We start from the raw sequence: 18,249 nt of genomic DNA, 5'->3' as shown, positions 1-18,249 counted from the left end.
ACATGTCTATGTGTCAAGTTTACGTTACACATTTGCCTGAAATACTGTCATTCCGCCTTAACGCAGCTCAACGCCCCGGTGATGTAAGGGCGCGGCGCGCGCGGGATCGTCACGGTGTCAAAGCCCGCCGCGCGACACATCTCGGCGATCCGCGCGGAAGAGCGCACGCGCCCGGTGCCCATGGCCATGGTATAAAAGGAAAAATACACGTCGCCTGCGCGTTCAGGCCGGGCCCCGCCCGACATCGGCTCGGCCACGATCAGCCGCCCGCCAGGCGGCAGCGCGGCATGGCACTTGGCGAGCAGGTCGGTCACGGTGTCATCGGCATGATCATAGAGCACGCGAATCAGCGAAATCGCATCTGCCCCCGTTGGCAGCGCCCCGTCGCGGAACGAACCGCCGCACAGATCCACCCGGCCCGACAGCCCCGCTTCGGCCATGCGGCGCGTCGCCTCTGGCATCACCTCGGGCAGATCGAAAAGTTGCAGCTCCAGTCGCGGATGGCGCTGCGCCACCGCGCGCAGAAAGGCCCCCGATCCGCCGCCCACATCCATCAGACGGCGCATCCCGCGCAACGGGATCATCCGCAGCACATCCTCGGCCACCATAACCTGGCTCTGCGCCATCAGGTCGGAATACCGCTCCGCCACATCGGGCGCGATGTCGCCCCCGGTGCCAAACACGTAAGGCCAGAACCGGGCCAGTTCCGTCTCCCCCTCGCCACGCAAGAGCGCCACGGGATCGGCCATATCGGCGTAAAACGCCCGGTGATGGCGAATCATCGCCTCCAGCCCCGGCACACCCAGCAGCGCGGCCCCGCGCCGCGCGAGCGTAAACCGCCCGTCGCGACGACGCTTCAGCAGATCGAGCGCCGCCCCCGCCTGCAAGAGATGCGCCATCCGGTCGGGCGGGATGGCCGTCGCGCGGGCCAGCGCCTCGGGCGCTTGCGGGCCGTGATTAAAAAGACGGCGCAGGATATCCAGTTCGATCAGCGCGAACAGGACCTGCGACTGCACGAAACCCTGCACGACATCAAAGAGCGCCGCTCCGTCGCGCCGGGCGATCCCCCGGCTGAACGGCAACCGGCTGGCAAGGCTCTGAAATCCGGGATTGGCGAGCAGCCGTGCGATGAGCCCCGCGCGCGGGCGGCGCGGGGCGGGGGCTGCGTCCTGCACCGCCATGCGGCTCAGACCGAGCTTCGGGCGCGGGCGGCAGGCACCTTGGGCATGATCTGTTGCGCCTGCTTGCGCACCATCTGCGCGAGCGCCGCCTCACCGGGGCAGGACGGGATCGAGGCAATGGCACCGGCCAGAATGTCACCCAACCGCGCCATAGCCCCCTCGACCCCCAGTTCCGCGACCGCATTGGGCCGGCCGTGCAGATCGTCCTGTCCCACCGGCTTGCCAAGGCTCGCCTCATCCAGCAGCGCGTCGCGCAGATCGTCGGCCACCTGAAACGCCTCGCCGATCAGCGCGCCCAGATCGGTCCAGTTCTCGGGCGCATGGCCCGCCGACAGCGCGCCCATCTCGGTCGCCGCCATGAACAGCGCCCCGGTCTTGGAGCGGTGATAGGCGCGCAGGTCGATCTCGGGCTCGCTCTCCCAGCCCTGCCCGGCGCAGATGCCGTTGGGCATGCCGGTCCGGTCCGAGAGTGCGCGTATGAGGCCAAGCGCACGGCCCGCATCCATCGCCTCAGCGCGCGACAACACGTCGAAGGCCATCACGATCAGACTGTCGCCGGTCAGCACCGCCAGCGGCTCGGAATAGGCGCGATGCACCGACGGTTTGCCGCGTCGCAGATCGGCATCGTCGAAACAGGGCAGATCGTCATGAACGAGGCTCGCACAGTGAATAAGCTCCAATGCCGCCGCCGCCCGGTCGGTGAGCGCGGGGCGATCGTCGCCGCAGGCCATGGCTACCGACATGAGGATCGTCGGCCTGATGCGCGCGCCGCCGGGCGTCGTGGCATAGTCGAGCGCCGAGGCCAGTTGCTGCGGGACAAGCCCGCCCTGCCCCCGCCTGATGGCACGGCGCAGCGCGCTGTCGATCCGGTCGGTGAGTGGCATGCAAGCCTCCTTCGCTCTGCGTATGTCACTATTGTATGACATGTCATGTGTAAATCATACTGGACACATTGCGCATTCGAGTCAACAATCGCCCCATGAGCGAGAGAAATTTCCCGGATTGCAGCGGCCCGCCCGTGATCGTCATCGGCGCGGGCATTGCCGGGCTTGCGGCGGCGGCGCGGCTGGCGCAGGCCGGGCTCCCGGTCACGGTGCTGGAACGTCACGCCGCCCCCGGCGGCAAGATCCGCGCCCTGCCCTCGCGCGCCGGTCCGGTGAACACCGGGCCCACCGTGCTGACCATGCGCCACGTCTTCGACGATCTTTTCACGCAGCTTGGCACCCGGCTGGAGGATCACGTGACCCTGCACCGGCAGGATGTGCTGGCGCGGCATTTCTGGCCCGATGGCAGCACGCTCGACCTCTATGCCGATCACGACCGCAGCGCGGCGGCGGTGCGCGATTTCGCTGGATCCCGTGGCGAGGCGCAGTTCCGACGTTTCTGCGCGCGCGCGCGGACGCTGTTCGACGGGTTCGACGGCCCGGTGATGCAGTCTGCCACCCCCTCGCCCGCGCGGCTGATCACGCATGTGGCGCGCCACCCGCATCTGATCCGCGCAATGGCGCCCGCGTCGTCGCTCGCGGGGCTGCTTCGGCGCAGTTTTGACGACCCGCGCCTTGCGCAGATGTTCGGCCGCTACGCCACCTATGTCGGCGGCGCGCCGGGCAAGGTACCCGCGCTTCTGGCCCTCATCTGGCAGGCCGAGGCGGCAGGGGTATGGGTGGTCGAGGGCGGCATGACGCAGCTTGCGCAGGCGCTCGCCGATCTGGCGCAGTCGCATGGCGCGATGTTTCACTACAACGCCCATGTCGCGCGGATCGAGACGGTAGAGGGGCGCGCCGCGCAGGTGGTGCTGGCCAATGGCACGACACTGGCCGCGCAAGCGGTGCTCTTCAACGGCGACCCCCGCGCGCTGGCCACCGGCGCGCTCGGGCCGGATGTGGCCCGCGTCGCCCCGCAGACCGCCCGCGCCGCGCGCTCGCTCTCGGCGGATGTCTGGGCCTTTGCGGCAACACCGCACGGCCCCGACCTCGCCCATCACAACGTGTTCTTCCGCGAGGATGCGCAGGCCGAGTTCGACGCGCTCGCCAAGGGCACCCGCCTGCACGACCCCACGCTCTATGTCTGCGCGCAGGATCGTGGAGTGCCCGCGCCGCCGCCAGAGATCGAACGCTTCGAGATCATCGCCAACGCGCCGCCCCTGCGCCCCGGCCTTGCCCAATCAGAGGATATCCACGCATGTCAGACACGCACCTTCCAGATGCTGCGCCGTTTCGGGCTGCGCTTCGATCCCGCACCGGGCCCGGAGTGCCTGAGCACGCCGCAGAGCTTCGAGAAGCTCTTTCCCGCGACACTCGGCGCACTCTACGGGCAGAGCCCGCAGGGCATGTTCGCGGCCTTCCAGCGGCCGACGGCACGGACGCAGGTGAAGGGGCTCTATCTGGCCGGGGGCGGGGCGCATCCGGGGGCGGGTGTGCCGATGGCGACCCTCTCCGCCCGGCACGCGGCCGAGGCGATCTTGAGCGACCGAATTTCGACCTCGACGTGCCCGCGAACGGCTATGCCTGGTGGTATGTCGACGGCCTGAGCGACGACGGTGCCCGCGCAATCAGCGTGATCGGCTTCATCGGCTCGGTGTTCTCGCCGTGGTATGCGTGGTCGGGGCGCAAGCGTCCGGCGAACCATGTCTGCATCAATGTCGCCACCTATGGCCCCGGCGGGCGCTTCACCATGACCGACCGGGGCGAAAGCGCCCTGCGCCAGAGCCGCGACTGCCTGACCGTCGGCCCCTCCTCGATGCGCTGGCAAGCCGACCGGCTGGTGATCGAGGTGAACGAGATCGGCTCACCGCCGATGGTGTCGCGCGTGCGCGGGCGCATCACCGTCACGCCCACGGCGCTCAGCCAAGTGGAACTGCCCCTCACCCCCGATGGCAGCCATGTCTGGCGACCTTTTGGTCCCACAGCGGATATCGAGGTCGATCTGGAGGCCCCGGGCTGGCAATGGCGCGGGCATGGCTATTTCGACGCCAATTTCGGCACCCGCGCGCTCGAGCAGGATTTCAGCACCTGGACCTGGGGGCGCTACCCCGCGCGCGGCGGCAGCACCTGTTTCTACGATGCCACGCGACGTGACGGCTCAGGCCTCGCAACGGCGGTGCATTTCGACGCGGATGGTCAGGCGCAGGTGATCGACGCCGCCCCCAAGGTCCGGATGCGTCGCAGCCTCTGGGCCGTGGCGCGCGAAACCCGGGCCGATCCGGGCTATCAGCCACGCCAGGTCAAGCCGATGCTCGACGCGCCGTTCTACTGCCGCTCCGCCGTGCAGACCTGTCTCGATGGCGAGGAAACCGTGGGCGTGCACGAGGCGCTCGATCTCCGGCGGTTCCGCGCCGCCCTGCTCAAGCCGATGCTGGCGGTGCGGGTGCCGCGCCGGGCGCGGTGGCGGTTCGACGACTGACCGCGCTCAGACCTTGGTGGCCGAGACCGGCGGCGTCACCCGCCGCTTGAGCACCGCCTCGCGCCACGAGATAAAGCTCACCGAGCCGACGATCACCGTGCCGCCCAGCACGACGAACATGTCCACCCCCTCGCCAAAGACCAGCGCCCCCAGAAGCACCGCCCACACGAGTTGCAGGAAGGTGACCGGCTGCGTCACCGTCAACGGCGCCGACCGGAACGCCAGCGTCATCGTGTAATGGCCACCGGTGGCGAGGCACGCCACGGCAAAGAGCACGCCCAACTCCCACCAGGTCGGCGTCACCCAGACCGCCCAGGCCATCGGCGCAAGCCCCACCGTGACGGTCATCGACAGCATCGCCACGACCACGCCCGCGCTCACCCGGCCCGAAATCATCTTGGCCAGCAAATACGACCCGCCGAAAAAGATCGCCGTGAACAGCATCGCAAGATGGCCGCTGCCCACCTCGCGAAACCCGGGCCGCAGGATGATCAGCGCACCGCAGAGCGCCACCACCACCGCCATCACCCGGCGCGCCGCCAACGTCTCGCCAAGGAAAAGGGCCGCCCCCAGCGTCACGTAAATCGGCGAGAGGTAATTCATCGCCGTCACATCGGCGATCGGGATGCGCGCCATGGCATAAAACCACAACGCCACGCCCAATGTATGAAACGCCCCGCGTGCGCCAATCAGCGCCCAGGTGCCCCGGTCGAGCCGCAGATCGCGCAACGTGGTCAGCAGTGGCAGCAGAAAAATCAGGCCCATCGCATAGCGCAGGAACGCCGCCTGCGGGGCCGGTACCCGCGTGCCCAGAACCTTCACCAGCGCCGTGACCCCGACAAAGAGAATCCCCGTCACAACCATCCAGAATACACCCCATCCGGGACGTGCGGTGGCCTCCGCCCTGATCGTCTCATTCGCGCTCATGCCCGGCATTAACTCACGCCGCGCGGGATCTGTCGAGCGCGGGCGAGACGGATATCCATGCAACGCTTGCAACACCACGTCCCACTTGACGCATGGCTCAGGGCAGCGGAATGAACTCCGCGTCATCTCCCGGCGGCAGCCGAAACCGCCCCTCGGCCCAGTCACCGGCGGCCCAATCCGCCTTGGCCGCCTCGATCTTCTCGCGGCTCGAGGCCACGAAATTCCACCAGATGTAGCGCGGCCCGTTCAGCGTCTCGCCGCCCAGCACGATCAGCCGCGCGCCCTGCTTGCCTGCGCGCAGGCCGATCCGGTCGCCGGGGCGAAAGACCATCATCTGCCCGGCCTCGAACACCTGCCCTGCCACCTCGGCCGCGCCCGCGATCACGTAAACCCCGCGATCCTCGTGATCCTCGGGCAGCGGCAGGCCCGCCCCCGGCTCCAGCCGCACATCGGCATAGAACATATCCGTAAAGGTGCTGACCGGTGCCGTCGCACCCCAGGCCCGCCCCATGATCAGTCGCGCCTGCGCGCCCCCCTCCTCCAGCACCGGCAGCACGTCCTTGCCATGATGCTCGAAACTGGCAAGCCGCTCCTCCTCGGCATCCGGCAGCGCCACCCAGGTCTGGATACCGAAGAGCTTGCTCTTACCGCGCCGCGTCGCCTCGGATGTGCGCTCCGAATGGGTCACACCGCGCCCCGCCACCATCCAGTTGACCGCGCCGGGATGGATCATCTGATCGGTTCCCAGGCTGTCACGATGCTGAAACTCGCCGTCGAACAGGTAGGTCACGGTGCCCAACCCGATATGCGGATGCGGGCGCACGTCGATGCCCTGCCCGGTCAGAAACTCCGCCGGGCCCATCTGGTCGAAAAAGATGAACGGCCCCACCATCTGCCGTCGCGGCGCGGGCAGCGCCCGGCGCACCTCGAACCCGCCGATATCGCGGGCGCGCGGCACGATCACGGTCTCTATCGCATCGGGCCCCGCATCGGGGCAGATCGGCTCAACTGTCGGGTTCCAGCTCATCGCGCATCCTCCATGCTTTGGCCCAGAATACTTTCGCCCAGAATAGCACGATCACGCCCGCCGCTCAGCCCCCAGCCCCGCACAGACCCTGTGCAGGCTCACTCCAACAGCAGGCTCGCGGCAATCGCCCACATCACCGCCCCCACGCCCATGTCCAGCACCCGCCAGCTGACCGGACGGCGAAAGAACGGGGCCAGCAACCGCGCGCCATAGCCCAGTGCGAAGAAGAACACGAAACTCGCGCAAACCGCGCCGATACCAAACCCCAGCCGATCCTCGTATTGCGCCGAGACCGACCCCAGAAGCACCACCGTATCGAGATAGACATGCGGGTTGAGCCAGGTCAGCGCGAGACAGGTCAGCACCGCACGCCGCAGGCTGCCCGCGCCCGTCCCGGCCTCCAGCACCGCCCCGCCGCGCCAGGCGGCCCGGAAACTGCGCGCTCCGTAAACCAGCAGGAATGCGGCCCCGCCATAGCGCATCACCCGCTCCAGCCCCGGCACCCGTTCGGCCAGCGCCCCAAAACCGCTGACGCCCACCGTCACCAGTACCGCGTCAGAGACCGCACAGACCAGCACCACCGCCAGCACATGCTCGCGCCGCAGCCCCTGCCGCAGCACAAACGCATTCTGCGCCCCGATCGCGAGGATCAGCGAAAACCCAAGCGCGAACCCCGCCAGCCCTGCCTGCATGCCTCTGCCCCTTCTTCTTGGCGAAAATACTCAAAAGTCCAACGCCGCCGTCCTCACCACGGATTGCCTATCGCGCGGCGACGTATTATCCAAACTGATTACCTTAATTTAGCATAAGCAAAACTGATGACCCTTCCCTCCGACCATCTCGTCACCCTCTCCGCGATCCTGCACACCGGCAGTTTCGAGGGCGCGGCGCGGCATCTCGGGCTCACCCAATCGGCCGTTTCGCAGCGGCTCAAGGCGCTTGAATCCCGCATCGGCGCGCAGCTTGTCCACCGCGCCACCCCCTGCACGGCGACCGCAGCCGGAGAGCGCCTCGCCGCCCATGCCGATCAGGTGGCGCTGCTCGAATCCCGCCTGACCCGGGATCTCGCGGGGCTGGCCCCTGCCCCGCAAACCCGGCTGCGCCTCGCGATCAACGCCGACAGCCTCGCCACATGGCTGCCCGAGGCGCTCGCACAGCTGACGGGCCACCTCTTCGATCTGGTGATCGAGGATCAGGACACCGCCCATGATCGCCTCACCCGGGGCGAGGTTCTGGGCGCGCTCACCTCACGTGCGGCCCCGCTGCCCGGCTGCACCGTTACGCCCCTCGGGCGGCTGCGCTACATCGCCACCGCAAGCCCCGCCTTCATCGCCCGTCACTTCGGCGCGGGGGTCACCGCCGAGACGCTCGCCACCGCCCCGATGCTGCAATTCGACAGCCGGGATCAGCTGCAACATCGCTGGATCACCCAGGCGACCGGGGCCGCGCTCACGCCACCCTGCCACCGCCTGCCCTCGTCGGAGGGATTCGCCAACGCCGCGCGCCTCGGCCTCGGGTGGGGCATGAACCCCGAACCGCTCGTCCGCCGCGATCTCGCGCGGGGCACGCTCCGCGCCCTGCACTCCGACCTGCCGCTCGACATCCCGCTCTACTGGCAGAGCGCGCGCCTGATGAGCACCGCCCTCACCCCGCTGACCCGCGCCCTCAGACGCGCGGCGCGCAACACGCTGCTTGCACCCGACTGAGACCGGACTTGCCCTTTTCCGCAGCGCGCCCTAACACGAGGCCCATGAAAATACTCTTTCTCGGTGATGTGATGGGGCGCGCGGGGCGCGCAGCGGTGGCGGAGCGCCTGCCCAACCTGCGCGCGGCGTGGAAACTCGATTTCGTGGTGGTCAATGGCGAGAACGCCTCGGGCGGGATGGGCCTCACGGGCGCGCACGCCAAGGTCCTCTTCGACGCCGGGGCCGATTGCGTCACGCTGGGCGATCATGCGTTCGACCAAAAGGACATGCTGCAGGCGATCGAGCGCGATGCCCGCATCCTGCGCCCGCTCAACTATTCCAAGGTGGCACCGGGGCGCGGCGCACGGGTCTTCACCGACGGGCGCGGGCGCAAGATCCTCGTGGCGCAGGTGCTCGGCAACGTCTTCATGCGCCGCGCTTTTGATGATCCGTTCTCGGCCATCGACGCCACGCTGCGCACGCACCCCCTGGGCGGCGCGGTGCAGGCGGCGCTGGTTGATGTGCATTGCGAGGCGACCAGCGAAAAGATGGCGATGGGGCATTTCTGCGATGGCCGCGCGAGCCTCGTGGTCGGCACCCACACCCATATCCCAACCGCCGATACCCAGATCCTGCCCGGCGGCACCGGGTTCCAGGGCGATGCGGGCATGTGCGGCGATTACAATTCGGTCATCGGCATGGAAAAGACCGAACCGATGCGCCGCTTCGTGACCGGCATGGGCCGCGAACGCTTCACCCCCGCGATGGGGGCGGTCACGCTCTCGGGCGTCTATCTCGAGACCGACGACGCCACCGGCCGCGCCACGCGGATCGAGATGGTGCGGCAGGGCGGTCGGCTCACCCAATCCGGGCCGGAGTGAGGCGATGCGCGACCGCGCCCTGCTGACCGGCGTTCTGGTCCTGCTGGGGCTGGGCTGGGGCCTGTGCATCCCGCTGAGCAAGATCGCGGTGAGCGGCGGCTATCAGCCACTGGGACTGATCTTCTGGCAAGTGGTGATCGTCGCCCTTTTCCTGGGTGTGATCAATGTCCTGCGCCGCCGGGGCCTGCCCCTGTCGCGCGCCACCGGCGGCGGGCCGGTGATCTGGCGGACCTATCTGGTGATCGCCTGTCTGGGCGCGCTCTTGCCCGATGTGGCTTATTACCGCGCCGCACAGCACCTGCCCGCCGGGGTGCTGGCGATCCTGATTTCCAGCGTGCCGATGTTCGCCTTTCCGATTGCACTGATGCTGGGCAATGACCGGTTTCAGGCGCTGCGCATCGCCGGGCTGCTGGCCGGTATGGCGGGGATATTCCTGCTGATCGGACCCGAGGCGAGCCTGCCCGACGCGGCCATGGCGACCTTCATCCCGCTCGCGCTGATCGCGCCGCTTTGCTATGCGAGCGAGGTCAATTACGTGGCCCGCTGGGGCACGGCGGGGCTCGATCCGATTCAGGCGCTGACCGGGGCCTCGATCGTGGCGGCGCTGATCGCCTTGCCGCTGGCGGTGCTGTCGGGGCAATGGATCGACCCGCGCCCGCCCTGGGGGCTCGCGGATGCCGCCCTCCTGGCCAATGCGGTGGTGCATGCCCTGGTCTATGCGGGCTATGTGTGGCTCACCGGGCGGGCGGGATCGGTCTTTGCCGCGCAAGCATCCTATCTGGTCACGCTCTTTGGTATGCTGTGGTCGATGGGCCTGCTGTCAGAGCGCTATTCGGGCTATGTCTGGGCAGCCCTTGGCCTGATGATCCTCGGCCTTGCGCTGGTGCAGCCGCGCCCGCGCCTGCCCCCGGTCACCACCCCGTCAGCGCCATGAGACGGTGAACCGGCAGGCCGGGGCCCCGGTCGCGCAGCAGGCGGTTTCGGTGACCTCGGATTGCCCATGGACAAGCCGCGCGAAAAGCCGCTCAAAGCAGGCGGCGTGCCAATGGCAGACCGGCGCGGCGCTCTCGCCCACTTGCGGGATAGGGTTGTTTTCCAGGGTGAACGTCACCGGGTGACGGCCGCGCGCCGTCAACTGACCGCTGCCGCAGAATGTCCAGCCATGCGCGAGGATCGCACGAGTTAAAAGCGGCGCGGCAAGTGCGGCAGGCAGCGCGCGCAACAGGGTTTGCGCGGCGCGGGGGATGCGGTTGGCGAGGATGTAGTCGCCGGTGGCGGCGCCTGCTGCCCTCGCGATCCGGTCCGCAACTTCTGGATGGTCCCGGCGCAAGGCACGGTGCAGGGCCGCAACCGGGCGCTCGTCGATCATCGCCTCCGCACCAGGCAACGGATCAAAGCCAAGCGGCGCAAAGAGCGCGCGGCGCGCCGCCTCGCCCACCATCCGATCCATCACCGGGGCGAGTTGCAAGACGGCGTTGGGGCCGATGCGCGCGGGCATGTGACTGCCGTCAGGCATCCATCTGCTCGGTGCTTCCACCGCAGGCGCGCACCTCGGCCCCGTTGGGCATCTTGAAGCCTTGGCTGCGCTCACCCGCGCGGTCCTTCATCTGGGCGCGCACCGCCTCGCGACGCTCTGCCGCCCGCGCGGCCCGGTCGGCGCTGGCCTCCCAATCCTCCATCTGCGCCTCGGCAATGGTGCGGCTCTCGTCAAAGTCGAAACTGACGGTGTTCTTGGTCTGCGGGCCCCAATACCCGGCCTTGCCCAGATCATAGAAGGTGCGCGCAAAGCCGGCCTTGAGAAACGCCTTGAGGCAGCCCAGAAGATAACGCCGCCGATAGCCGGTGCCGCGCCACGGATAGTGAAACAGCGCCTTGCGCATGTAGAAACGGCGGTAGTTCTTCATCACCCCGTCGAGCAACTCGCCGCGCGTCATGGTGGCGGGCTTCATGATCGGCGTGACGAAATTGTATTTCGAGAAATCGAAGATCTCGACCTGATCGCGCAACTCCTGAAAGAGCGGCGTGAACGGCCAGGGCGTGTACATCGCCCAGTTGGCGAGATCCGGCTGCCAGTCCCACGCCATCTGGAATGTTTCCTCCAGCGTCTCGGGGGTCTCGTTATCCAGACCGACAATGAACTGCGCCTCGGTAAAGATATCGGCCTCGCGCAGCAGGCGGATCGCCTCCTTGTTCTCTTCGACCTTGGTTTCCTTGTTGAACTGGTCGAGTTTCAACTGCGCCGCCGCCTCGGTGCCAAGGCTGACATGCACTAGCCCCGCCTTGCGGTAGAATTTCAGCAGGTCACGGTCGCGGTAGATGTCCGTGACACGGGTATTGATGCCCCATTGCACGCGGGCAGGCAGATCGCGCTTGATCAGCTCCTCGCAGAACTGGACGAATTTCTTCTTGTTGATGGTCGGTTCCTCGTCAGCGAGGATGAAAAACCCGACGCCGTGGTTGTTCACAAGGTTCTCGATCTCGTCCACCACCTTAATCGGGTCGCGCACGCGGTAATCGCGCCAGAATTTCCACTGGCTACAGAACGAACAGGTGAAGGGACAGCCGCGCGCCATGTTGGGGATGGCGACACGCTTGCCGAGGGGCACGTAGATGTATTTCTCCCATTCCAGCAGCGACCAGTCGGGATTGATCGAATCGAGGTCCTTGACCGTGGCCGCCGCCGGGGTGGCCTTGATCGTGTCGCCGTCGAGATAGGCCAGCCCCTTGATCGCGCCGCGCGCGGCGGGCCATTCGCCCTGATCGACGGCGCGGATGAGGTTGAGGAAAATCTCCTCTCCCTCGCCGCGCACGATAACATCGACCCAGGGCGCCTCAGACAGCACCTGTTTATACATGAAGGTGGCATGCACGCCGCCCAGAACGCGCAGCGCGCCCGGCACTTCCTCCTGCGCGAGTTTGAGGATGTTTTCGGCCACGTAGATCGACGGGGTGATGGCGGTGACGCCGACCACATCGGGCTGTAGCGCGCGCAGCCGGGCGCGCAGGGTGTCGTCGTCGATATGATTGGTCATGGCGTCGATGAACTGCACATCACCGTAACCCGCATCGCGCAGATGGCCCGCCAGATAGGCGACCCAGGCGGGCGGCCAGCTTCCCGCGATCTCGGCACCGCCGGAATGATAGTTGGGGTGGATGAGCACGATACGCATGGTGTTGTCTCCCTCTCCTGTCAATTCAGGCTATCAGGGATAGTGTCCAGTTTAGTTGACATATATCAAACCGACGCAATACCGACGTGATACCGACGCGATACCGCCCCGCTGCCGAGCCGCGTCAGAGGGGCGTTGCCCTGCCGCGTGACAGCGGATAAAAGGCGGCAGATTTCCGAAGAGTCAGGAGAAGGCACCATGGCCGGCCATTCCAAATGGGCGAATATTCAACACCGCAAGGGGCGGCAGGATGCCGTGCGGGCAAAACTTTTCTCCAAGTTTTCCAAGGAGATCACCGTCGCCGCCAAGATGGGCGACCCCGACCCCGACAAGAACCCCCGCCTACGCCTCGCGATCAAGGAAGCCAAGGCGCAGTCCATGCCCAAGGACAATATCGAGCGCGCCATCAAGAAGGCGTCGGGCGGCGATGCCGAGGATTATGAAGAAATCCGGTACGAAGGGTACGGCCCCAACGGCGTGGCCGTGATCGTCGAGGCTATGACCGACAACCGCAACCGCACCGCATCGACCGTGCGGTCGACTTTTTCCAAGAACGGCGGCAACTTAGGCGAGACCGGCAGCGTCGGTTTCATGTTCGAACGCAAGGGCGAGATCACCTATCCCGCCGATGTGGGCGATGCCGACACGGTGATGATGGCCGCAATCGAGGCGGGTGCCGAAGATGTCGAGAGCGCTGAGGACGGCCACGTGATCTGGTGCGCCGATACGGACCTCAATGACGTGGCGAGCGCGCTTGAGGCGGATTTGGGCGAGAGCGAATCGACCAAACTGGTCTGGAAACCCACCACGACGACCGAGATGGATCTCGAGAGCATGGAAAAGCTGATGAAGCTGATCGAGGCGCTGGAGGATGACGACGACGTACAGCGCGTCACCACCAATTTCGAGGCCTCCGACGAGGTGATGGAGCAGCTTTGACGGCCAGCGTTGCCATGCCGATTATGTGCTGATGCGATAACGCGCCTTGTAATCGACCGGAAAATTCACCGAGCGCGCGATGAAGCAATAGTCATGCACCCGGGCATGAAGCGCATCCGCCCCTTGCAGGTCGGTCCCCTGCGCCACGCTGATCCGGGGGCGCAGCGTGGCGTGCAGAAAGCGGCTCGCTCCGGTGGCATCGGTCTCGCCTGTGGCGAGTGGATCGTCCTGGTATCCGGTCACGATCACACCGGCATCGCTCGCCAGATGCAGGAACCACAGCATGTGACAGGCCGAGAGCACGGCGATCAGCATATCCTCGGGATTGTGCAGCGCCGGGTCGCCGCCCAGAAGTGGATCGTTGGAACAGGGAATGACCGGCTTGCCCGGCGTCTCCACATTCCAGGTCCGGGCATAGCCCTTGTAATCGCGGGTGCCGGTGCCGCGATTGCCGGTCCAGACCACCCGCGCGCTATACTCGTGTTGGGCCATCGCCCTGCCCTCCGAACGTTGACGGCACAGACCGCAGGTCAGCGGAAAATCCGCTCGCCCTGCTCGTCGATCACCTGTTTCGCCTTGCGGATCGAGAACGCCTCGGCCTCCTCCAGACTGCGCAGCGTATCGGCACGCAGGAGGTGATGCACCTTGAGTTCGCCCCCCACATCCTTCTCGATCCGGGCACCGACGCGATAGCCCTCGGCATCCGATTGCGGCGCGGCGATGATGCGGAACTCCTTGTAGGTCTCCGACGGTTCGGCCCGGGCCTCGGGCTTGGCCCCTCCTCCAAACAGGCGTGACAGGATCGACATGAGGCCTCCTCTCTGGTGCGAGTGCGCCGCGCGGGTGCATCGGCGGCGGCGTAATCGGCGGACCGCACCGCGCTCCGCCTCAGGAGGATACCCCAGACGCGGCCCGCGGTCCATGCGTGGTGCCCCGTCAGCCGAGCGAGCGTGCCGCCTGCCCTGCCGCCGGTCCCGCGCCGGTCCCGACCGCGCGCAGGACCCTTGGCTGTCGGGTTCGTTCCGCCTCGGCGGCGACGCGTTCGGCCAGACGCAGCGAAAGTGCGATGATCATCAATGTCGGGTTCGACCAGCCCCCCGTCGGAAAGACCGAACTGCCCGCAATCCAGAGATTGTCCACCCCGTGCAACCGGCACTCGGGATCGACCACGCTGGTCGCCGGATCGGTCCCCATGCGCGTCGTGCCCATGTGATGATAGCCGCCGAGCGCGTGACCGCTGATCGTCGGATCCGTGGGCCAGCCCGCCGCTGCGTCGTCGAGCCAGTCGGCACGGACGAACCCACCGATGCCCGCCCGGTCGAGCGCCGCGCCAAAGACCTCGCCCATGGCGCGGGCGGTCGCCACCTCCTGCGCGCCGACGCGCCAGTCGAGCCGCGCCATCGGCTGACCAAGCGCATCGCGCCGCGCACTCAGCGTGATCCGGCTTTCGGGATCGGGAGCCTGTTCCGCGCGCACCATGACCTGAAAGCTGCCCGCCCCGGCCGCGATCTGCGCCCGGCGCAGGGCCATCTCGGCGCGCTGCACCACGGCCCGGTCGACCAGCGATTTCATGCTCCAGATGCGCCGTACAAGCCGGTTCGGCGATCCGCGATGCCGCGCCTCCTCGTAAATCCGCGCCAACAGCGACCGGCCACCGTTCGGACGATACTTGAGTGTGACCGCCGCATTGAGCACGCCGCGCGCCTCCTGCTCGGCATCGGGCAGGCGCAGGGCCGGGGTAAGCTTGGTACCTGCCTTGTGAAAGGCGCGGTACGCCTGCCAGAGCCGCAAACCGTCTTGCCCATACACACATCCGATCAGCGCGCGGGGATGCTCCATGAAATAGCGGCCCACTTGATCCTGCGCGTTGCCCAACCCCATCGGCATGGTGCCCCGCGCATTGAGCAAAAGGCGCGGAGTCTCGATCCCGCCTGCGGCCAGCACCACTTGCCCTGCCCGCAGCCAGCGCCGCTGCCCGTCGCGTCCAGCCAGTTGCAAATCCTGCACATGGCGGGCCTGCGGATCGGTCACGATATCCATCAGCGTCGCACCGAGCAGGATGCACAGATCGTCGGCCCGGGCCAGATCCCGGCAATTCGGCAGGCCAAAGCGCCAGAACGCATGGTCGAACTGCCAGAACACGGTGCCGAGCCCCGCGCCTTCCAGTGGAAATTCCTGCAGATCAAGATCTTCGCGCAGGCGCGCATCGAACCGCTCGAACCGCAGGCCGAGTCCCGCTCCCGCCTCGCGAAGCCACGGCGCAACCATGTCCTCGTCGATCGGCCAGCCGCTAAGCGGCACCCAAGGCCGGGCGCGGTAATCAATCGGATCGAGCGGCATGCAACGCCCGCCCCAGATTGCCGTTGTGCCACCGAAAAATCGCAGCCGCGCGTCGCGCAGATCGTAATAGGGCTGGCCCCGGATCTCTCCGATCGCGAGATCCTGCACCTTGGGATCGTAATCCGCATCCCCGGATTCGACGAGACAAACCGACAGACCGCGCCCTGTGAGCGCGCGCGCGAGGGTGATCCCCGCAGCCCCCGCCCCAATGATCGCCACATCCGCATGAAGCCGCGCACCCGGCGCATGATCCGTCAACCGGTTCAGCATGTCATCTCCCGCATCCGATGCGACTTCTCATGCCAGTAACGCCGCGCTCTGTCACCGTGCCGCGTGGTGAATATACCAAAACGTGACCGAAATCGCAGCATCCGTTATCCGGAACAGGCGACCGCGCAGGTCCATCATGCGGCTTCGGCGGCCACCGAGCGGATCCGCTCGATCATCGCGCGCAAGCCGTTGGAGCGCTGCGCTGAGAGGTGATCATTGAGCCCGAGCCGCGCAAGCTCCGCGGCCGCATCCACCTTTGGTACCTCCGCGACCGGCCTGTCGTTATAGAGCGCGCGCAGCACCGCGATCAGCCCGCGCACGATCATCGCATCGCTGTCGCCGTCAAAGCTGAAACAGCCCTGCTCGATCCGGGGATGCAGCCAGACCTGGCTTGCACAGCCCTCGACCTTGGTGGCGGGCACCTTGAGCGCATCGTCGAGCGGGTCCATTGCCTTGCCGCGCTCGATCACGTAGCGATAGCGATCCTCCCAATCCTCGAGAAATTCGAAATCATCGACAATTTCTTCGAACGCCGCGCTTGTCATGGAATACTCCTGATGGTCCTAGGCAACACCTAGGCAGACTATCCCCGAAGGTCCAGCCTCGGCTTGCACCTTTTCAATCGGATCCGGATGCGATAACCCGTGCCGGGAACATCAGAGGCGGATGACATGCAGAGGCGGGTTTTTCTTTCCATGGTCGGGGCATTTGTGCTGGCGGGCTGCGGCGGGTCGCGATTGAATCCGCGCAACTGGTTCGGGCGCAGCAGCGAACTGCGCCGCACGCAGGTCGAGGGACCGACGGAAGCCAGCAATCCGCTGATCCCCGAGCGCGAAGACACGATCTTCAGCCGCAGGCGGGAAAAAGAAGTCTACGAGGGCACGCTCGTGGATCAGGTCACCGCTCTGGAGTTGAAGCCGACAACGGATGGCGCGATCCTCCGGGTCGAGGGCCTGCCGCTGCGGCAGGGTGCCTATGATGTGCGACTTGTGCCGGACAATCCGGACGCGGAACCGGTGGAAGGTGTGCTCGGCTTTGAACTGCGCGCGATTCAGTCCGACAATACGCCTCAGGGATCTGAGCGGTCGCGGCGCGTGATGGCAGGCGTCGCGATATCAAAACAGACGGTCGAGCGCACCTCGGAAGTCCGCGTCCGTGGCGCGCGTAACGAGCAGATCAGCCGCCGCTGACGTCGCCTCTTCGGGGCGCTCAGATCTCCACCGGCTCGACCGCATTGCCCTTGACCGCGAGACCGATCTCGCCTTCGCAGAGCCGCAGCGCATCGCATCCAAACACATCCCGCCGCCAGCCACGCAGCGCCGCTACGTCTCGATCGCCCCCCGCCATCGCGTCGAGGTCGGCGGCGCTCGCGATCAGTTTGGAGGCGACGCCATAGGTCTCGCTCTTGGCTTTCAGCAGTACGCGCAGCAGATCCGCGAGCGCGGGATTGACCTGTTGGCGGTCCGCGCTTTTGTCGGGCATCGGCAGCAAGTCCTGCGGGCAGTCAATCCCGGCTTTCACCGCTGCCAGTATGCCCTCGGCGATATCGCCCTTGCGCGCCTCGCGCAGGAGCAGGCGCGAGCGGTTCAGATCCTGCAGGCTCTGCGGCTTGGTCGCGGCCAACTCGACAAGCGCATCATCCTTGTAGACCCGGCTGCGCGGGATGTTGCGGCTCTGCGCATATTCCTCGCGGAACCGCGCCAGTTCGCGCAGGATCGCCAGAAAGCGCGGCGAGGTATTGCGCGTCTTGATCCGCCGCCACGCCTCATGCGGCTCGGTGCGATACGTCTCGGGATCGCTGAGCACGCGGAGCTCCTCCTCGACCCATTTGTCGCGTCCGCTATTGGCCAGTTTCCTGGCGAGATACTCATAGATCCCACGCAGATGCGTGACGTCGCAAAGAGCATAGGTCAGTTGCGCCTCGGTCAGCGGGCGGCGCGACCAGTCGGTGAAACGAGAGCTCTTGTCCAGAGATTGCTTGGCGATCTTCTTGACCAGCGTCTCATAGCCCGCCTGTTCACCAAAGCCGCAGACCATCGCCGCCACCTGCGTATCAAATAGCGGCGCGGGGATTACCCCCGCCTCGACCTGGAAAATTTCCAGATCCTGACGTGCGGCATGAAACACCTTGACCACCGACGGGTCGCGGAACAGCTCGTAAAGCGGCTCCAGTGACAGGCCGTCCCCCGCCAGCGGGTCAACCAGAACGGCGCAGTCGTCCTCCTTGCCCGGCACCGCAAGCTGCACCAGGCACAGCTTGGAATAATAGGTGCGTTCGCGCAGGAATTCAGTATCCACGGTCACGTAATCATGCTGCTGCGCCTTGGCGCAGAACGCCGCGAGTTCGTCTGTTGTGGTGATGGTCTTCATGGGGTCTGTTGTCTACTTTCGTTCTTGTCTTGTCTGCCCTTCACCGCCCCCACGCCC

Annotated in this window: 19 protein-coding genes; 7 read left to right on the top strand and 12 right to left on the bottom strand. The window is 66.6% G+C overall.

The window, feature by feature from the left end:
- Nucleotides 1-47: 47 nt before the first annotated feature.
- The gene (locus tag ACSSV4_RS19155) at nucleotides 48-1,181 is read right to left on the bottom strand and encodes a methyltransferase (RefSeq protein ID WP_454276701.1); all 1,134 of its coding nucleotides are present in this window, start codon (nucleotides 1,179-1,181) and stop codon (nucleotides 48-50) included.
- A 5-nt stretch (nucleotides 1,182-1,186) separates the two neighbouring features.
- Nucleotides 1,187-2,065, bottom strand: a complete 879-nt coding sequence (locus ACSSV4_RS19150; RefSeq protein ID WP_454276700.1) for a polyprenyl synthetase family protein — start codon at nucleotides 2,063-2,065, stop codon at nucleotides 1,187-1,189.
- Between the two features lie 95 nt (nucleotides 2,066-2,160).
- On the opposite strand from ACSSV4_RS19150, the gene crtD reads away from it, so the two are divergent.
- Together crtD and crtC are read left to right on the top strand one after the other, a co-directional pair.
- Nucleotides 2,161-3,711, top strand: coding sequence for a 1-hydroxycarotenoid 3,4-desaturase CrtD (gene crtD, locus ACSSV4_RS19145; RefSeq protein WP_454276699.1), 1,551 nt, complete (start codon nucleotides 2,161-2,163; stop codon nucleotides 3,709-3,711).
- Nucleotides 3,708-4,583 (top strand): carotenoid 1,2-hydratase, encoded by an 876-nt coding sequence (crtC, locus tag ACSSV4_RS19140; protein WP_454276716.1) that lies wholly within the window; start codon nucleotides 3,708-3,710, stop codon nucleotides 4,581-4,583. The genes crtD and crtC overlap by 4 nt, the downstream gene beginning before the upstream one ends.
- Before the next feature lie 6 nt (nucleotides 4,584-4,589).
- Here the strand turns inward: crtC and ACSSV4_RS19135 are convergent, their stop codons facing one another.
- The 3 genes from ACSSV4_RS19135 to ACSSV4_RS19125 all read right to left on the bottom strand — a co-directional run bounded on the left by ACSSV4_RS19135 (nucleotide 4,590) and on the right by ACSSV4_RS19125 (nucleotide 7,229).
- On the bottom strand, nucleotides 4,590-5,510 hold the full coding sequence (locus ACSSV4_RS19135) for a DMT family transporter (protein WP_454276698.1): 921 nt from the start codon (nucleotides 5,508-5,510) through the stop codon (nucleotides 4,590-4,592).
- Between the two features lie 97 nt (nucleotides 5,511-5,607).
- Entirely contained in the window at nucleotides 5,608-6,537 is a 930-nt protein-coding gene (locus ACSSV4_RS19130; RefSeq protein ID WP_454276697.1) for a pirin family protein, read from the bottom strand.
- A 98-nt stretch (nucleotides 6,538-6,635) separates the two neighbouring features.
- Nucleotides 6,636-7,229, bottom strand: coding sequence for a LysE/ArgO family amino acid transporter (locus tag ACSSV4_RS19125; protein ID WP_454276696.1), 594 nt, complete (start codon nucleotides 7,227-7,229; stop codon nucleotides 6,636-6,638).
- A 126-nt stretch (nucleotides 7,230-7,355) separates the two neighbouring features.
- Between ACSSV4_RS19125 and ACSSV4_RS19120 the strand changes: the two genes are divergently transcribed.
- From ACSSV4_RS19120 to ACSSV4_RS19110, 3 genes are read left to right on the top strand one after another with little or no spacing between them, the layout of a single operon-like run.
- Nucleotides 7,356-8,243, top strand: coding sequence for a LysR family transcriptional regulator ArgP (locus ACSSV4_RS19120; RefSeq protein ID WP_454276695.1), 888 nt, complete (start codon nucleotides 7,356-7,358; stop codon nucleotides 8,241-8,243).
- 44 nt (nucleotides 8,244-8,287) lie between these two features.
- Nucleotides 8,288-9,103 (top strand): TIGR00282 family metallophosphoesterase, encoded by an 816-nt coding sequence (locus ACSSV4_RS19115; protein WP_454276694.1) that lies wholly within the window; start codon nucleotides 8,288-8,290, stop codon nucleotides 9,101-9,103.
- Nucleotides 9,104-9,107: 4 nt separating this feature from the next.
- Nucleotides 9,108-10,037 (top strand): DMT family transporter, encoded by a 930-nt coding sequence (locus ACSSV4_RS19110; RefSeq protein ID WP_454276693.1) that lies wholly within the window; start codon nucleotides 9,108-9,110, stop codon nucleotides 10,035-10,037.
- Here ACSSV4_RS19110 and bchJ read toward each other — a convergent pair.
- Nucleotides 10,026-10,640 carry a bacteriochlorophyll 4-vinyl reductase gene (gene bchJ / locus ACSSV4_RS19105; protein WP_454276692.1) on the bottom strand — a complete coding sequence of 205 codons (615 nt, stop codon included), beginning with the start codon at nucleotides 10,638-10,640 and terminating at the stop codon, nucleotides 10,026-10,028. The genes ACSSV4_RS19110 and bchJ overlap by 12 nt on opposite strands.
- Entirely contained in the window at nucleotides 10,612-12,273 is a 1,662-nt protein-coding gene (bchE, locus tag ACSSV4_RS19100; protein WP_454276691.1) for a magnesium-protoporphyrin IX monomethyl ester anaerobic oxidative cyclase, read from the bottom strand. Before bchE ends, bchJ begins: the two co-directional genes overlap by 29 nt.
- A gap of 198 nt (nucleotides 12,274-12,471) precedes the next feature.
- Here bchE and ACSSV4_RS19095 point away from each other — a divergent pair, with 198 nt between their 5' ends.
- Nucleotides 12,472-13,212, top strand: a complete 741-nt coding sequence (locus ACSSV4_RS19095; RefSeq protein ID WP_454276690.1) for a YebC/PmpR family DNA-binding transcriptional regulator — start codon at nucleotides 12,472-12,474, stop codon at nucleotides 13,210-13,212.
- A gap of 21 nt (nucleotides 13,213-13,233) precedes the next feature.
- Here ACSSV4_RS19095 and ACSSV4_RS19090 read toward each other — a convergent pair whose 3' ends face one another.
- From ACSSV4_RS19090 to ACSSV4_RS19075, 4 genes are all read right to left on the bottom strand, one after another.
- Nucleotides 13,234-13,704, bottom strand: coding sequence for an OsmC family protein (locus ACSSV4_RS19090; RefSeq protein WP_454276689.1), 471 nt, complete (start codon nucleotides 13,702-13,704; stop codon nucleotides 13,234-13,236).
- Nucleotides 13,705-13,742: 38 nt separating this feature from the next.
- Complete coding sequence (locus tag ACSSV4_RS19085) at nucleotides 13,743-14,021, bottom strand: HlyU family transcriptional regulator (RefSeq protein ID WP_454276688.1); 279 nt, start codon at nucleotides 14,019-14,021, stop codon at nucleotides 13,743-13,745.
- A 127-nt stretch (nucleotides 14,022-14,148) separates the two neighbouring features.
- Nucleotides 14,149-15,822, bottom strand: a complete 1,674-nt coding sequence (locus ACSSV4_RS19080) for an FAD-dependent oxidoreductase (RefSeq protein ID WP_454276687.1) — start codon at nucleotides 15,820-15,822, stop codon at nucleotides 14,149-14,151.
- A gap of 134 nt (nucleotides 15,823-15,956) precedes the next feature.
- Entirely contained in the window at nucleotides 15,957-16,367 is a 411-nt protein-coding gene (locus ACSSV4_RS19075) for a SufE family protein (protein WP_454276686.1), read from the bottom strand.
- 150 nt (nucleotides 16,368-16,517) lie between these two features.
- Between ACSSV4_RS19075 and ACSSV4_RS19070 the strand changes: the two genes are divergently transcribed.
- Nucleotides 16,518-17,012 carry a hypothetical protein gene (locus ACSSV4_RS19070; RefSeq protein WP_454276685.1) on the top strand — a complete coding sequence of 165 codons (495 nt, stop codon included), beginning with the start codon at nucleotides 16,518-16,520 and terminating at the stop codon, nucleotides 17,010-17,012.
- 19 nt (nucleotides 17,013-17,031) lie between these two features.
- Here the strand turns inward: ACSSV4_RS19070 and rnd are convergent, their stop codons facing one another.
- Entirely contained in the window at nucleotides 17,032-18,192 is a 1,161-nt protein-coding gene (rnd, locus tag ACSSV4_RS19065) for a ribonuclease D (RefSeq protein ID WP_454276684.1), read from the bottom strand.
- Between the last annotated feature and the right edge of the window lie 57 nt (nucleotides 18,193-18,249).

It is taken from the genome of Roseovarius sp. MBR-154, assembly GCF_053628595.1.
Note: the sequence above shows the minus strand (reverse complement) of the source record. Positions and strands in the feature narration are given on the sequence as shown.

Coding starts and splice junctions, on each gene's coding strand:
- ACSSV4_RS19155 (WP_454276701.1), bottom strand. CDS start 1,181: ATGGCGGTGCAGGACGCAGCCCCCGCCCCGCGCCGCCCGCGCGCGGGG.
- ACSSV4_RS19150 (WP_454276700.1), bottom strand. CDS start 2,065: ATGCCACTCACCGACCGGATCGACAGCGCGCTGCGCCGTGCCATCAGG.
- crtD (WP_454276699.1), top strand. CDS start 2,161: ATGAGCGAGAGAAATTTCCCGGATTGCAGCGGCCCGCCCGTGATCGTC.
- ACSSV4_RS19135 (WP_454276698.1), bottom strand. CDS start 5,510: ATGAGCGCGAATGAGACGATCAGGGCGGAGGCCACCGCACGTCCCGGA.
- ACSSV4_RS19130 (WP_454276697.1), bottom strand. CDS start 6,537: ATGAGCTGGAACCCGACAGTTGAGCCGATCTGCCCCGATGCGGGGCCC.
- ACSSV4_RS19125 (WP_454276696.1), bottom strand. CDS start 7,229: ATGCAGGCAGGGCTGGCGGGGTTCGCGCTTGGGTTTTCGCTGATCCTC.
- ACSSV4_RS19120 (WP_454276695.1), top strand. CDS start 7,356: ATGACCCTTCCCTCCGACCATCTCGTCACCCTCTCCGCGATCCTGCAC.
- ACSSV4_RS19115 (WP_454276694.1), top strand. CDS start 8,288: ATGAAAATACTCTTTCTCGGTGATGTGATGGGGCGCGCGGGGCGCGCA.
- ACSSV4_RS19110 (WP_454276693.1), top strand. CDS start 9,108: ATGCGCGACCGCGCCCTGCTGACCGGCGTTCTGGTCCTGCTGGGGCTG.
- bchE (WP_454276691.1), bottom strand. CDS start 12,273: ATGCGTATCGTGCTCATCCACCCCAACTATCATTCCGGCGGTGCCGAG.
- ACSSV4_RS19095 (WP_454276690.1), top strand. CDS start 12,472: ATGGCCGGCCATTCCAAATGGGCGAATATTCAACACCGCAAGGGGCGG.
- ACSSV4_RS19090 (WP_454276689.1), bottom strand. CDS start 13,704: ATGGCCCAACACGAGTATAGCGCGCGGGTGGTCTGGACCGGCAATCGC.
- ACSSV4_RS19085 (WP_454276688.1), bottom strand. CDS start 14,021: ATGTCGATCCTGTCACGCCTGTTTGGAGGAGGGGCCAAGCCCGAGGCC.
- ACSSV4_RS19080 (WP_454276687.1), bottom strand. CDS start 15,822: ATGCTGAACCGGTTGACGGATCATGCGCCGGGTGCGCGGCTTCATGCG.
- ACSSV4_RS19075 (WP_454276686.1), bottom strand. CDS start 16,367: ATGACAAGCGCGGCGTTCGAAGAAATTGTCGATGATTTCGAATTTCTC.
- ACSSV4_RS19070 (WP_454276685.1), top strand. CDS start 16,518: ATGGTCGGGGCATTTGTGCTGGCGGGCTGCGGCGGGTCGCGATTGAAT.
- rnd (WP_454276684.1), bottom strand. CDS start 18,192: ATGAAGACCATCACCACAACAGACGAACTCGCGGCGTTCTGCGCCAAG.